Genomic DNA, 15256 nt, shown 5'->3' with positions numbered 1-15256 from the left:
ACCGGAAGAATTTCCTCCGGATATGCGACGGTATCCTAACCGGAGGAAAATCGTCCAGATCCGGTTGGTGAGGTGGCAGTGGAGAAGGGACTGCGCGCCGACGCGCGCCGCAACCGGGATCTGATCGTCGCCGCGGCCCAGGAGTTGTTCCTGGAGCAGGGCGTCGACGTGCCGTTGGAGGACGTCGCCCGCCGGGCCGGCGTGGGCGTCGGCACGCTCTACCGCCGCTTCCCCGACAGGGACGCGCTCCTCCGGGCGGTCGGCGTGGAGAGCCTGCGCCGGCTTGCGGACCTGGCGGAGACGGCCTGGCGCGAGGAGCCGGACGCCTGGCACGCGTTGTGCCGTTTCCTGCGCGGCTCGGTGGCCCTGCGGCTGGGCGTGCTGCCGGCGAAGCTCGAACCGCACCTGCACCAGCGGCTGCGCGCCGGCCCGGACCTGCACGAGATCCGGCAGCGGGTGATCGCCGGCGTCCTGCGCATGATCGAACGGGCCCGGGCGGACGGCGCGCTGCGCGCCGACCTCGGCATCGGCGACATCGCCCTGCTGATGACACTGAACGTGTACACGCCGCCGGGCATGCACGACGAGCAGGCCATGCAACGCGTGGTGGCGCTCGTGCTGGACGGCCTGCGCGCCGACAGGGCATCACCCCTTCCCGGGGCTCCGCTCAACGAGGACGACCTGCGGCGCTACACCGCCGTACGGCTCCCGCCCGCCGACGACACACGGCACGAGGGCGCCGGAACCGCTGCTAGCGTTCCGGAGTGGCAGGGGGAGACGGAATGCTCGTGATCCACGCGGCCTGGGACGCCGGCCGCCTCGTGCTCTGGGCCGAGGACGCGGCCGGCGCCGCACCGAGCGCATCCCGGGCCGAGGTTCGCCCGCATCCCTTCGCCGCCCCGGCGGACGCCCTCGCCGCCGCGCTGCCGGGCTGGGGGGAGACCGCCGCCGAGGCCGCCGGAAAGGCCGTGTCGGGCGAGGTGGTGCTGCTCCTGCCGGGTTCGGCGTCCGGCCCCCTGCCCTCACCGGAGACCGGGCTGCGGGTCGTCGCGCGCCGGGCCGGGATCAGGCCGTGGCGGGTGTTCGCCCTGCTGCTCGACGCGGGCGCGGCGCTGCGCCTGCTGACCACGCTCGACGAGGCGGGCCGCCCTTCGGCGCAGTCGCCCGAACCGGAGGACCACCTCGCCGACATCCTCGCCGGGCCCTCCCTGCGTTTTCTCTCCGTGGTCGCGGCCCACGTCCGTGACCTGGTGCGGCGCGGCCGGGTGCTGCCCCAGTTCGTCTCCGAGGCCGACGGCTACGCGGCCCGGTGGCGGCCGGTCCTGACCGGTCCCGACGCCGCCCGCTTCCGGGAGCTCGCCGCCGCCATGCCGCCGGTCTGCCGGGCCGTGACCGAGGAGCGGCCCTCCGCCCACGTGCTGATCGAGGCGATCGCGGCCCTGACCGACGCCGCCGTACGGCAGGCCCTGCCCGAGCGCCTGCTGGGCGGGCACCGTCCCGGGCGGCGCAGCCCGCTGGCCGACCGGTGGACGGTGGCGCTCACCGGGGACGCGGCGGCCCTTCCCGGCGTGCGCCAGGAGGAGGCGGAGGCGCTGGCCCGGCCGCTGCGGGACTGGTTCCGGGCGGCCCACCAGCTCGACGGCCCGGTCAAGGTGTCCTTCCGTCTGGTCGAGCCTCGCCAGGTCGAGCCGTCTGACCCGGGGACCGGCGCGAGCCCGGACATCGCCGGCGAGTATGCCGCGGCCCAAGCGGACGGCGGTGCGTGGCGTCTGGAGTTCGCCCTCCAGTCGGCCGAGGACCCGAGCCTCTATCTGCCCGCTCCCCTGCTCTGGGCGGGCGAGACCATGCCCGGCCTGCCCGGCCGGCCCGACGAGGTCCTGCTGACCGGGCTGGGCCGGGCCGCCCGTCTCTACCCCAAGATCAACGATGCGCTCCGGCAGGCCCGGCCGGCCCATGTCGACCTGGACGTCGAGAACGCCTTCCACTTCCTCCGCCATGCCGCGCCGCTCCTCCAGTCGGCCGGGTTCGGCGTGCGGCTGCCCGCCTGGGCCGGCCGCACCAGGCTCGGCCTGAAGCTCACCGCGCGGTCCCGCTCCGGGCCCGGCGCCGCCGCCGACCAGGGGTTCGGGCTGGAGCAACTGGTGGATTTCCGGGCCGAGCTGGCCCTCGGCGAGGAGGCGATCAGCGAGGAGGAGCTGGCGGAGCTGGCCCGGCTCAAGGTGCCGCTGATCCGGCTGCGGGGGCAGTGGGTCGAGCTGGACGCCCGGCAACTGGATGCCGCGCTGAAGGCGGTGGAGCGTTCGGGCCGGATGACGGTCGGTGAGGTCATCCAGGAGGTGGTCCACGGCGGGGACGACGACCTTCCGCTGGTCGCGGTGGACGCCGACGGCCTGCTCGGCGACCTGCTGTCCGGCGAGGCCGACCGCCGGCTCGAACCCGTCGCGACCCCCGCCGCCTTCCACGGCACGCTGCGGCCCTACCAGGAACGCGGCCTCGCCTGGCTCGACTTCATGTCCCAGCTCGGACTCGGCGCCATCCTCGCGGACGACATGGGACTCGGTAAGTGCCTAATGCCGGATTCACCGGTTTTCGTGAATGGCGTGCTTACCCCTGCGGCCGATATCTGGCAGAACTACGCCACCGATACCCTCTCTGAGGATGGCGGTGAGTGGGCCATCCCGTTGTCTCCGCTTTTCACCAATGCGATCGACGCCAAAGGTCGGATGGTGCAGGCCCCATTCACTCGTCTATACCGCCAGCATGTGCGGGAACGGCTTCGCCGAGTCCGTCTGGACGATGGCAGCGAGATCACGATCACCAGGCGGCACCGTCTGCTCGGTGTCAACGGCTGGACCCGTGACATCCAGTCCGGCGACCGAATCTGCGTACCCCGTCGCATCCGTTGGGAGGGAGAGCCGGTCGATCCTGACCTCACCGTTCTCCTGGCGTGGCAGATAAGCGAGGGCCACGAGAATCGCAAGGCGGATCTGCGAATCACCCAGAAAAACCGTGCCGTTCTCGACGCACTCCATGAGCGAGTCCTCCGGATCGGCACCCGCTTCGGGCTGATCGTGAACAAACCGACTGTACGACCTGCAAGGAATGTTCACGAGTTGCGCCTGTGCAGCGTCGACTATGCCGCGTTCCTTTCCGCCCGAGGCTACAAATGGGGCTACCTGTCCGCCGCGAAGCGCATTCCTGACTTCATCATGGCCGCTGACGATGACACGGTCCGGCTTTTCCTGAGGGAGTTCTTCACGGCCGAAGGCAGTGTCGTCGCGGGAATGCGGATGATCGAAATCGCGTCCGCCTCGCGCTGGCTCATGTCCCAACTGAGCATCATGCTCCGCCGTTTCGGGATCTGGCTGCGGACGACTGAGAAGATGAAGGCGGCCACCAACGGCACTGGAATCAGGCGGCCGTATCAAATCGGCATGATCGGCGGCCCCGGGCTTCGGCTGTTCCGAGATCTCATCGGGTTCTCCGACCCGGTGAAGCAAGCGAAATTGGACGGCGTCTGCGCGAAGCCGGCCAACTCGAATGTGGAGGGCGTGCCCGGCAGCGATCTTCTGTTGCTCGCTCGGGCGTCCACCAGCCTTCCCATGCGTCATTTCGGTGTCGGTACCGTCTACTTCACGGAGACCCAGGAGCTTTCCTCGAAGAGCGCGGCCATGGCGGTTCAGGCGATGGACCGAATGTTGTCCGGGGCAGCGGAACGCGAACATCTGAAGCAACCGCAGAATCGATGGACCGGGGAGGTCGCTGCCGCGTATCGCGCCTTGGATCGGGATGCATTGCGCGCCACCCGTGATGAGCTCGTCATGCGCGCGGAACGTGAGGTCTTCTACGCGCGGGTCGTCTCGGTGGAGGAAATCGATTACGAGGGATACGTCTATGACTTCGAGGTGGCAGAGCACCACAACTTCGTCGCCGGGAGCATCCTTTGCCACAACACAGCCCAAACCCTTTCGTTGCTGGTTAATGAGCGTGAGCAGGAAGAGCAGGTCGGGGCGACGCTGCTGGTGTGCCCGATGTCGCTGCTCAGCAACTGGCAGAAGGAGGCCGCCCGCTTCGCTCCCTCGCTGGACGTCTACCTCCATCACGGCACCGGCCGGCTGCGCGACGAGGAACTGGCCGAGCGGGTCGGTGTGGCCGACCTCGTCCTCACGACGTACGGCACGGCGTTGCGCGACCGGGACGCCCTGACCCGGTTCGGCTGGGCCCGGATCGTCTGCGACGAGGCCCAGGCCATCAAGAACGCCGCCGCCCGGCAGGCCCAGGCCGTGCGCTCGCTCCCGGCGCGGACGAGGCTGGCGCTGACCGGCACCCCGGTCGAGAACCATCTGGCCGAGCTGTGGTCGATCATGGAGTTCTGCAACCCCGGCCTGCTCGGATCGGCGAAGGCCTTCCGCGGCCGCTACCAGGAGCCGATCGAACGGCGGGGCGACGAGACCGCCACGACCGCGCTCAAGCGGGCCACCGGCCCGTTCGTGCTCCGGCGCCTCAAGACCGACAAAACGATCATCTCCGACCTGCCGGACAAGATGGAGATGAAGGTCTGGTGCACGCTCACCCCCGAGCAGGCGAGCCTCTACCAGGCGGTGGTCGAGGACATGATGGACAGGATCGCCGGCAGCGAGGGCATCGAGCGGCGCGGGAACGTCCTGGCCGCGATGACCAGGCTCAAGCAGGTCTGCAACCACCCCGCCCACCTGCTCAAGGACGGCTCGCGGCTGGCCGGCCGGTCGGGAAAGCTGGCCCGGCTGGAGGAGCTGGCCGAGGAGATCCTCAGCGAGGGCGACAAGGCGCTGGTCTTCACGCAGTACGCCGAGTTCGGCTCGATGCTGCAGCCCTACCTGGCGGCGCGTCTCGACCGCCCGGTGCTGTGGCTGCACGGCGGGCTGCCGAAGAAGACGCGTGACGCGCTCGTGGAGCGCTTCCAGGCCGAGGACGAGCCGATGATCTTCCTGCTGTCGCTCAAGGCCGCCGGCACCGGGCTCAACCTCACCGCCGCCTGCCACGTCGTGCACGTGGACCGATGGTGGAACCCGGCCGTGGAGAACCAGGCCACCGACCGGGCGTTCCGCATCGGTCAGACCCGCAACGTGCAGGTCAGGAAGTTCATCTGCGCGGGGACCCTGGAGGAGCGGATCGACGAGATGATCGAGCGCAAGAAGGCCCTGGCCGAGAGCGTCGTCGGGACGGGCGAGGACTGGATCGCCGGGCTGTCCACGGCGGAGCTGCGCGAGCTGTTCCGCCTGTCCCCCGAGGCGGTGAGCTGAATGCCGGTCGGGCGGGACGGCTGGTTCGAGGCCGCGCGGCCCATCAGGGTCGAGGGCGGCATCAAGGCACGCTCGAAGCGGGGCTCCATCGGCGAGCAATGGTGGTCGCGGCGGTTCATCGACATCCTGGAGCGCGTCTGCGACGCGGGCAGGCTGACCCGGGGGCGCGCCTACGCGCGGCGGGGCCAGGTGCTCGACCTCGACCTCGGTCCCGGCCTGGCGAAGGCCCGGGTGCAGGGCTCGCGCCCCAAGCCGTACGACGTGCACGTGCGGATCACGGCGTACGGCGCGCGGGAGTGGGCGGGGCTGGCCGAGGCGCTGGCCGCGCAGGCCCTCCACCGGGCCAAACTGCTCGCCGGGGAGATGCCGCCGGAGATCGAGCAGGTCTTCGACGCGTGCGGGCTGCCGCTGTTTCCCGGCGAGCGCGGCCTGGACATGGAGTGCTCCTGCCCCGACTGGGGCTTCCCCTGCAAGCACCTGTCGGCCGTGCTGTACCTGCTGGCCGAGGCGTTCGACGAGGACCCGTTCCTGGTGCTGGCCTGGCGGGGAATGGCCAAGGACGCGCTGCTCGACGCGCTCCGCCAGACCGGCGGAGGGGAGCACGTGGAGAAACCAGGGCTTCTCGACGTGACCGACGTCCCGTTCGCCGAGCGCGTCGGCGACTTCTACGGGTCCGGCGCCTCCCCGGCCCGCCCCGGCCCGGCGGCCAGCCCCGGCTCGCCTTCCGATCTCCTGTTGCGCGCGCTGGACCCGCCGCCGGTCAAGGCCAGGCACATCCCGCTCCTCGACCTGCTGCGGCCCGCGTACCGGGCTTTCGCGGCCGAGGAGAACGAGTAGGGATCAGGTGTCCTCGAAGCTCTGCGGAACCATCACCCGGACGCCGTTCGGGATGGTCCTGAGCACGAGCGGGGTGCGCAGCCGCACCTCGCCGTCGATGTCGGCCGCCATCGGCGGGTCGGTCTCCAGCAGCATCTCCTGGCCGGTCACGAAGGGGCCGCCCGCGAGGCTGGTCCACTTGCCGGTGGTCGCCCGCACGAGGGTCTCCCCGAGCAGGCGCAGCCGCTTGCCGGAGCCGAGCTGGTAGGCCACCAGCCTGCGGTTGTCGATGCTGACGTCCCTGGCGATCTGCCAGCCTCCGTGGAAACGGCCGTTGGCGATGTTGAGCTGGTGGGTCAGCAGCTCGTGGCGCTTGCCGTCCACCGTGATGTAGGCGCGGAACGGCCGGTGCCTCGGCAGGACCGTCATCGCGGTCAGCGGGTAGGCCGCCCGGCCGAGCATCCGCTTGAGCCACGGCTTGACGGTGCCCGCCACCTCGACCGAGACGCCGAAGCTCGCGAGGTTGGCGAAGGGACGGTCGCCGCAGATGCCGAGGTCGATGTCGGCCACCTTGCCCTCGGTGAACACGCCGATCGCCCCGGCCAGGTCGAGCGGCAGCCCCAGGCTGCGGGCGAAGTTGTTGGTGGTGCCCAGCGGCAGCACGCCGAGGGCGACGTCGCGGCCCGCCACGTGCCTGACCGAGCTGCTCAGCGTGCCGTCGCCGCCGCCGACGACGAGCAGGTCGGGGCCCGAGTCGAGCGCGCGGGTCAGGATGTCGCGCAGCCGCGAGGGGTCGGTCACGGGGTGGACGCCCGTGAGCCGGAAGTCCCGCTCCTTCAGCAGCGCCAGCACCTCGGCGTAGTGGCGACGGCCCCGCCGGGACTTGGTGTTCACGACGACGGCGGCCTTCCGCTCCCGGTGGATGGCCTCCGTATGCTCCGCCTTGCTCCGCACGCTCACATGCTAGGGGCCACCGCGGCCGGGCGCGCGGCCCCGGGCACGAGTGTGCCCGGCTGCCGTCCGGAGCGGACGGCGGCCGGGCACGGCGCCACGGGGCTTCACACCCCGGTGGCGGCTACTTCTTGGCCGGGGTGACCTGGACGATCGCACCCAGGTTGGCCGGCAGCGGGCTGATCAGCTTGATCTGCACGCCGAGCTGCTTGCCCTCGTCTCCGGGGTTGCCGGTGCCGAGGATCGGGCCGCCGATGTCGGTGCCGTAGAGCTCCGTCGCCGGGGTGCCGTCCGCGTGGACGATCCGGGTCGAGTACGGCTGGTTGTTCTTGGACGGGACGACGGCCGAGGAGTCACGCTGGCGGTAGTACAGGCTGCCGTCGTCGTGGATCTCCAGGCCGGGGTACCAGCCCTTGGCGTCCGTGAACGACTTCACCGCCGCCTGCTTGCCGAACGAGGTGCAGTACTCCTTGAACGGCTCGCCCTCGACGCACTCCTTGAACGGGTAGGTGCCGACGAAGTTGAACGCCGCGTTGGACGACTGCGGACGGGACGGCAGGTTCTTCAGGAGGCTCGGGTCCTTCTCCGCCGCCTCGCCCGTACGGCGCAGCGGGTCGAAGTGCGAGTCCACGACGAGGAGCTCACCCTTCGGGCCCACCGACGGCAGGTCGAACGTGCGGCCCGACACGTCGTTGTTGGACACCGAGGCGTCGCGGTACCAGACGAGCAGGCCCGGGGCGTTGTACTTGACCTTCTCGACCTTCCACGCGCCGTCGCGCAGCCAGGTCGTGTCGTAGGCGTACTGCAGGCCGTTGTCGAAGCCGTCGAAGTTGCGCCACTCGGCCAGGTAGTACTGCGCCGCCTGCTCCTGCCCGGAGTGGATGACCCAGCCGGCGCCGCTGGTGTCGGTGAACGTGCCCTTGGTGGCCGTCCAGCCGTCGGCGCCGCTCTCGACGTCGTCGGTCCAGACCGCGGTGGCGCCGTCGTTCAGCGAGAAGTCGTCGTTGAACCAGCCGCGCTGCATGGACGCCGCGTCCGTGGCGTAGCGCAGGCGGATCTGGACGGACGTGCCCGCGAACGGCGCGAGGTCGACGTACAGGTGCTGCCAGCCGCCGCTCTCACCGGTGAGGCCGTACTTCTTGTTGCCGTAGTCCTTCAGGCGGCTGTTCGGGTCGGTGTAGTCGTCGCCGGTGGTGACGAGGCTGCCGTCCTCGTTGTAGACCTTCTGCTCGGTCCAGGTGGCGCCGCCGTCGGTGGAGATCTCGAAGAAGCCGTAGTCCCAGTCGGCCTCGATGCCCCAGTCGCTCCACCACCAGAACTTCGCGTCCGGCCCGGCCGGGACGTCGACGGTCCTGCTCAGCTTGTTGTCGGCCCAGTCCTGGTCGCTGTTGGACCACCACAGGTTCGACCCGCTGTGCGGGGTGGACATGACGTTCAGCTTGTCCGGCAGGTTGATCCGGACGCCGTCCTCGGTGCCCTTCGGCGTACGCGAGGCCTGGCCGACCGCCACGAGCTGGTTCTTGCCGCCCGGCTCGATGACCTTCGGGTTGGCCCAGCCGAGCACCCACTTGTCCCACAGCCCCATGTGCGTGGGCATGGACTGGATGATCGGCCCGGCGTGCGAGCCGCTCGACATCAGGTCCCAGAAGTCGACGTCGGAGTCGCCGGCGCCGGTGGTGTCGTACAGGTCCGGCAGGCCGAGGTCGTGGCCGTACTCGTGGGCGAACACGCCCACGCCGGAGTCCTCGGGCTGGAGGATGTAGTTCGAGATCTTGATGTTCGTGCCCGGGACCGTGTAGCCGCCGGTCACGTCGCTGGAGTGGGCCCACAGGGAGAACGTGCCCTCAGCGCCACCGCCGCCCGACTTGTCCTCGCCCGCGTGGATGAGCACGAGGTGGTCGACGACGCCGTCGGGCTCGTCGTAGTTGCCGTCGCCGTCGGCGTCGGAGGTGTCCTCGACGTCGTAGTCCGCCCACGGGAAGTTCGGGTTCGACTGCACGAGCGCGTCGACCGCGTCGACCGCGAACTGCGCGGGACCGCGCGGGTTGTCGGGGTGGCCGGTCATGTCCTGCGGGTAGGTGTGGCACTTGCCCGCGCCGTACCACGCCTCGGAGTGCGGCACCTTGAGCCAGCCGACGGCCTGACCGGTGACGGTGTAGGCGCCCTTCGACATCTCCTCATACATGTTCTTCATGGTGAGGCCGGACAGGTCGATGCCCTTCTTGCCGTCCCGGGGGTCCTTCATGTCCGGGCGGACCCGGGTCGTGATCCCCTTCGAGCTGTAGAGCATGTTGTTGTAGTGGGCGGTGTTGAAGTCGGCCACCCACATCGAGTTGTTGTCCTTGCCCCCGCCCGCCGCGGTCGCGGGGTTGGGGATCTTGTTGTGCAGCGGGCCGTTCAGCTTGGTGCCCGGCGGCTCGGTGATGCAGTCGTCGACGTCGTCGATCGTCCTGGGGTGGGACCAGCCGGAGAAGTCGTCGTTGGCCTGGTCGTTGAACTCGACCAGCAGCGTGAGGAGCTTGGCGGTGCGGGTCGTCTTCGCCTTCTTGTAGATGAAGTCGAAGGGGTTCTTCCCGGTCTTGATCGCCTGCTTCTCGTGCTTGGCCAGCACCCGTGCCGCGACCGGGTTGCCGCTCGCGAACTTGTGGTCGACGGCCTTGGCCAGAGCCGCGGTGCGCTTGGCGCCCTGCGCCGGGACCTTCTCCTCGATGGTGGTGAAGTCGCCCTGCACGCGCGGCGGCGCGTAGTTGATGTAGTGGTCCTTGGCGGAGGGCTGGTAGCCCGCCGTGGGCGCCGCGGCCGCACCTGCCGCGGCCAGACCTCCTGCCGCCAGCCCGAGCGCGGGCACGATCGCGGCGAGACGCCGGATTCTTCTGGACAACGAGATCCCTTCCCGTCCGGGTTCCCCGGACACCCATGCACAGCGCGCCGGGATGAGCACGCATGCGGGACCTTAAACGAGCGGGTAAAGGGAGGGTAAAGAGGCACTCGGTATGGTTGTCAAAATGTGATCTGTACCGAAAACCGTTAATAATTCCGGATGAGACCCGATACCGAACCGTGCCGTAAAGTCCAGACGTGACCGAGCTGACCTCCGCGCTCGCCGCGGCACTGCCGGGCGGGCGCGTCCTCACCGATCCCGACGTCGTCGACTCGTACGCCAGGGACCGCACGTTCGTGCCGCCGGGCAGGCCGCTCGGCGTGGTCCTGGCGGACTCGCGCGACGACGTCGTGGCCACGTTGCAATGGGCGAGCGAGCACCGCGTGCCGGTGGTCCCGCGCGGCGCGGGCACCGGGCTCGCCGGCGGGGCGACGGCCGTCGACGGCTGCGTCGTCCTGTCCCTCGCGCGGATGACCGCGATCCGCGAGCTGTCGCCGCAGGACGAGATCGCGGTCGTGGAGCCCGGCGTCATCACCGCCGACCTCGACCGGGCGGCCCGCGAGCACGGCCTGATGTACGCCCCCGACCCCTCGTCGTACGAGATCTCGACCATCGGCGGCAACCTGGCGACCAACGCGGGCGGCCTGCGGTGCGTGAAGTACGGCGTGACCCGCGACTCGGCGCTGGGCCTTGAGGTCGTGCTGGCGGACGGGCGGGTGCTGAACACCGGCCGCCGGACGATGAAGGGCGTGACCGGCTACGACCTGACCGGTCTGTTCGTCGGTTCCGAGGGCACGCTCGGCGTGATCACCGCCGCGACGGTGCGGCTGCGGCGGGCGCCGCGCGAGGTGTCCACCGTCGCCGCCGAGTTCACCTCGCTGCGCGACGCCGCGGCGGCCGTGTCGGCGATCGTCGCCGCGGGCTGCCAGCCGTCGATGCTCGAACTGATGGACCGCACGACCCTGCAGGCCATCGACGACTGGAAGAACATCGGGCTGGAGCCCTCCACCAAGGCGATGCTCATCGCCCAGGCGGAGGGCCCGGCGGACGCGATGGCGGCGCTGTGCGGGGCCGCGTCGTTCGTCGCGGTGTCGTCCACTCCGGAGGAGGCCGCCGAGCTCATCGGCATCCGGCGCCTGGCCTACCAGGCCAAGGAGCGGCTGGGTCAGTGCCTGGTGGAGGACGTGTGCGTGCCCCGCTCGGTGCTCCCCGACATGATCACCACGATCGAGGAGGTGGCGGCCCGGCACGGCGTGATGATCGCGACGGTCGCCCACGCTGGGGACGGCAACGTGCACCCGGTGTTCGTGTTCGACCGCGGCCTCGCCGAGCCGCCGGAGGAGGTCTGGGCCGCGGCCGACGAGGTCTTCCGCGCCGCGCTCGCCCTCGGCGGGACCCTCACCGGCGAACACGGCGTGGGCCTGTTGAAGAAGCGCTGGCTCGGCCTGGAGACCGGCCCGGTGGCGGCTGAGTTGCACCAGGGCATCAAGCAGGTGTTCGACCCTCTGAACATCCTCAACCCCGGTAAGGCCATCTGACCACTGGTAGCGTTTGGTCCCATTATTTGTAAGGTTGCGGTGTAATCGGGGGCGATGGTGGCGTTAGAGGCTGGGGATCCCGACCGCCTGGGCCCGTTCACGCTCGTCGACCGGCTCGGAGAGGGCGGCCAGGGCGTCGTCTTCCTCGGGCGCGGCCCGGCGGGCGAGCAGGTCGCGATCAAGTTGCTGCACACCCGGCTGACGGCCGATCCGGAGGCGCGGGAGCGGTTCCTGCGCGAGGTCGCGCTGGCGCAGCGGGTCGCGCCCTTCTGCACGGCCCCCGTCCTGTACGCCGATCTCGCCGGCAACCAGCCGTTCATCGTCAGCGAGTTCGTGTCCGGTCCTTCGCTGCGGCAGCTCGTCGACCGGGAGGGGCCGCGCCGGGGCGCCGCGCTCGAACGGCTCGCCATCAGCACGACGACGGCGCTGGCCGCCATCCACCGGGCGGGCATCACCCACCGCGACTTCAAGCCGGCCAACGTCCTGATGGGCCCCGAGGGCCCCGTCGTCATCGACTTCGGGGTTGCCAGGGCGCCCGACTCGCCGCAGTCCACCGCGACCGGCGCGTCCATCGGCACGCCCGCCTACCTCGCCCCCGAGGTGCTCTCCGGCGGCACGGCGGGCGCGCCCGCCGACATGTTCGCCTGGGGCGTCACGATGGTGTTCGCCGCCACCGGCAGGCCCGCCTTCGGAGCGGACACGATCCCCTCGGTGATCACCCGGATCCTGAACTCGCCGCCCGATCTGGGCGACCTCGCGGCGCCCCTGCGGGACATCGTCGCCGCGTGCCTGTCGAAGGACCCCGCGCTGCGCCCCTCGGCCGAGGAGGTGGGCGCGCGGCTCACCGGGCAGCCCACCGTGCCCGTACGGCCCGCCGCCGCACCCGGGCCGCAGGTGCCGGGCCCGCATCCGCCCGGACCGCACGTGCCCGGACCGCACGTCCCCGGACCGGGGCCGTACGGCGCCGCTCCGCATGCCCCCATGCCGGGACCGCAGGGCCCCGCACCGGCATCCGCACCCGGGCCGCATGCGCCGGGCCCGGGGCCGCAGGGCGCCGGAGCGCCCACGCCGTCCACACCGTCCACGCCGTCTACACCGCGCGCACGGCGCCGCTCCGGCCCCGACGGGTCGCGGCCGCCGCGGCCGGTGCTGACGTGGACGGCGGCCGGGATCGGGGTGTCGCTCCTCGCGGCGGCGGCCTTCCTCGTGCCGACGTGGGTGTCCGCCCAGCAGATCTCCTCGGAGGACGCCCTCGGCCCCGCCGAGTCGCCGTCGGTGACCTCGCCCATGGTGACGCCGTCCCAGGACGCCGAGATGCCCATCCCGCAGCCGTCCGAGCTGGTCACCACCCCCGCGCGGCCGAAAGACAGGAAGCCCTCGCCGGGTCCCTCGGCCCACCGGCCGAACGTGGGGCCGAAGCCGTCGGCCTCCCCCGCGCGCACCCGCCGGGCGCAACCCTCGCCCTCCCACGCGTCGACCCAGGTCAAGCCCACCCACAAGGTCACCACGCCGACGCAGACCACGCCGGCGCCCGCGAAGACCACACCTGCTCCGGCGAAGACCACCGCGGCGCCCAAGCCCAGCTCGACGGCGAAGGCCACCCCGACGAAGACCGCGGCGCCCAAGCCCAACCCGTACACCGCCGCGGGAGTGTGCGGCGGCGGCTACTCCGTCGTCGACTCGCACTCCTACGGACAGGCGACGACGTACCTGCTCTACAACGCGTCCAACGGCTACAACTGCGTGATCACGATGTCGAAGTACGTCGTGGCCGGGAAGATCAAGATGAGTGCGGTGCTGAAGGTCCAGGGCGGATCGTCTTCGACCGACTCCGGCAGCTACACGACCTACGCCGGTCCGCTCCGGCTGGCGGCCAAGGGCAAGTGCGTCATCTGGGGCGGCGGCTACGGCACCGCCTCCTGGAGCAGCGCGTGGTCGCACTGTGGCTGATCCGCGAGGCGTCGGGGCCGGCTCAGGTCGGGGCCGGTTCAGTCGGGGCTGATTGAGTTGGGGTTGATTGAGTTGGGGCGGATTCGGACAGGGCGGAAACCGGTCCGGAGTCCGGCCCCGGCTCGTTGACGTGACGGCGGCTCACCACGGAGGATCATCACGTGACAGAACTCGGTTCGGTGGCGCCATGACCGTGCTCGTGAGCCGGCTGGACGCCTCCAGCGGCGAGTACGGGACGCGGCGCGAGGCCATGCTGGCGAAGCTCGCCGAGCTCGATGCCGAGCAGGCCAAGGCCGTCGCCGGAGGCGGGCCCAAGTACGTCGAGCGGCACCGGGAGCGGGGCAAGCTGCTCCCCCGCGAGCGGATCGAACTGCTCGTCGACCCCGACTCGCCGTTCCTGGAGCTGTCCCCGCTGGCGGCCTGGGGCACCGAGTATCCCGTCGGCGCGAGCGTCGTGACCGGCATCGGGGTGATCGAGGGCGTCCAGTGCGTCGTCACGGCCAGCGACCCGACCGTGCGCGGCGGCGCGTCCAACCCCTGGACGCTGCGCAAGACGCTGCGCGCCGCCGAGATCGCGCTGCGCAACCGCATGCCGTACGTGAACCTGGTGGAGTCGGGCGGCGCGGACCTGCCGTCGCAGAAGGACATCTTCATCCCCGGCGGCCAGGTCTTCCGCGACCTGACCCGGCTGTCGGCCGAGGGGATCCCGACCATCGCGCTGGTCTTCGGCAACGCCACCGCGGGCGGCGCGTACGTGCCGGGCCTGAGCGACCACGTCGTCATGGTGCGGGAGCGGGCCAAGGTGTTCCTCGGCGGCCCGCCCCTGGTGAAGATGGCGACCGGCGAGGAGTCCGACGACGAGTCGCTGGGCGGCGCGGAGATGCACGCGCGGGCCTCCGGGCTGACCGACCACCTCGCCGTCGACGAGTACGACGCGCTGCGGATCGGCCGCCGCATCGTGCGGCGGCTCAACCGGCGCACGAGCGGGAACGTTCCCGCCTCCGGCTACGCGGCCCCGCTGCACGACGAGGACGAACTGCTGGGGATCGTGCCGGAGGACCTGAAGGTCCCCTTCGACCCCCGCGAGGTCCTGGCCCGGGTGGTGGACGGCAGCGACTTCGACGAGTTCAAGCCGCTCTACGGGCCGAGCCTGGTCACCGGGTGGGCGAGCGTCCACGGCCACCCGGTCGGGGTCCTCGCCAACGCCAGCGGCGTGCTGTTCGGCGCGGAGTCCCAGAAGGCCGCCCAGTTCATCCAGCTCGCCAACCAGTCGCGTACTCCGCTGGTCTTCCTGCAGAACACCACGGGGTACATGGTCGGCAGGGAGTACGAGCAGAGCGGCATCATCAAGCACGGCGCGCTGATGATCAACGCGGTGGCCAACTCGACCGTGCCGCACATCACGATCGTCATGGGCGCCTCCTACGGCGCGGGCAACTACGGGATGTGCGGGCGGGCCTACGACCCACGCTTCCTGTTCAGCTGGCCGAGCGCGAAGTCGGCCGTCATGGGGCCGGCCCAGCTCGCGGGGGTCATGTCGATCGTGGGCCGGGCCGCCGCGCAGGCGCGGGGGCAGGTCTACGACGAGGAGGCCGACGCGGCGATGCGCGCGGCGGTCGAGGCGCAGATCGAGTCGGAGTCGGCGGCGTTCTTCCTGTCCGGGCGGTTGTACGACGACGGGGTCATCGACCCCCGCGACACCCGTACGGTGCTCGGGCTGTGCCTGTCGGCGGTGGCGGGAGCGCCGGACGCGGGCCGGGCCGGCTACGGCGTCTTCCGGATGTGACCGGGCATGCTCATCGGCAGCGTTTTCATCAGCACCGGTTTCACCGGCACCG

At 71.0% G+C, this 15256-nt stretch carries 8 protein-coding genes and 1 pseudogene; 7 read left to right on the top strand and 2 right to left on the bottom strand.

Going from position 1 to position 15256, the window contains the following annotated elements; translation table 11 throughout:
- Window positions 1-72: 72 nt before the first annotated feature.
- The 4 genes and pseudogenes from ACGFIB_RS12440 (at window position 73) to ACGFIB_RS12425 (ending at window position 6119) form a co-directional block, all read left to right on the top strand.
- A complete protein-coding gene (locus tag ACGFIB_RS12440; protein WP_393371118.1) occupies window positions 73-792 on the top strand; it encodes a TetR/AcrR family transcriptional regulator in 720 nt (239 codons plus the stop codon).
- Window positions 783-2321 (top strand): annotated as a pseudogene (locus ACGFIB_RS12435) (SNF2 helicase-associated domain-containing protein); the annotation flags it as partial. The gene ACGFIB_RS12440 and the pseudogene ACGFIB_RS12435, both read left to right, overlap by 10 nt.
- On the top strand, window positions 2310-5282 hold the full coding sequence (locus ACGFIB_RS12430) for an SNF2-related protein (protein WP_393371470.1): 2973 nt from the start codon (window positions 2310-2312) through the stop codon (window positions 5280-5282). The pseudogene ACGFIB_RS12435 and the gene ACGFIB_RS12430, both read left to right, overlap by 12 nt.
- Complete coding sequence (locus ACGFIB_RS12425) at window positions 5283-6119, top strand: SWIM zinc finger family protein (protein ID WP_393371115.1); 837 nt, start codon at window positions 5283-5285, stop codon at window positions 6117-6119.
- Between the two features lie 3 nt (window positions 6120-6122).
- Here the strand turns inward: ACGFIB_RS12425 and ACGFIB_RS12420 are convergent, their stop codons facing one another.
- The gene (locus ACGFIB_RS12420) at window positions 6123-7052 is read right to left on the bottom strand and encodes a diacylglycerol/lipid kinase family protein (protein WP_142570288.1); all 930 of its coding nucleotides are present in this window, start codon (window positions 7050-7052) and stop codon (window positions 6123-6125) included.
- A gap of 121 nt (window positions 7053-7173) precedes the next feature.
- Window positions 7174-9930, bottom strand: a complete 2757-nt coding sequence (locus ACGFIB_RS12415; protein ID WP_393371112.1) for an immune inhibitor A domain-containing protein — start codon at window positions 9928-9930, stop codon at window positions 7174-7176.
- A gap of 197 nt (window positions 9931-10127) precedes the next feature.
- On the opposite strand from ACGFIB_RS12415, the gene ACGFIB_RS12410 reads away from it, so the two are divergent.
- The 3 genes from ACGFIB_RS12410 to ACGFIB_RS12400 all read left to right on the top strand — a co-directional run bounded on the left by ACGFIB_RS12410 (window position 10128) and on the right by ACGFIB_RS12400 (window position 15204).
- Window positions 10128-11468, top strand: a complete 1341-nt coding sequence (locus ACGFIB_RS12410) for an FAD-binding oxidoreductase (RefSeq protein ID WP_393371109.1) — start codon at window positions 10128-10130, stop codon at window positions 11466-11468.
- A gap of 54 nt (window positions 11469-11522) precedes the next feature.
- Window positions 11523-13418, top strand: coding sequence for a serine/threonine-protein kinase (locus ACGFIB_RS12405; protein WP_393371105.1), 1896 nt, complete (start codon window positions 11523-11525; stop codon window positions 13416-13418).
- Between the two features lie 187 nt (window positions 13419-13605).
- Window positions 13606-15204 carry an acyl-CoA carboxylase subunit beta gene (locus tag ACGFIB_RS12400; RefSeq protein WP_393371102.1) on the top strand — a complete coding sequence of 533 codons (1599 nt, stop codon included), beginning with the start codon at window positions 13606-13608 and terminating at the stop codon, window positions 15202-15204.
- Window positions 15205-15256: the final 52 nt, after the last annotated feature.

Source organism: Microbispora bryophytorum (assembly GCF_043197435.1).
In the GTDB taxonomy this organism is placed as follows: domain Bacteria; phylum Actinomycetota; class Actinomycetes; order Streptosporangiales; family Streptosporangiaceae; genus Microbispora; species Microbispora bryophytorum.
This window is presented reverse-complemented; position numbering and strand designations above follow the sequence as displayed.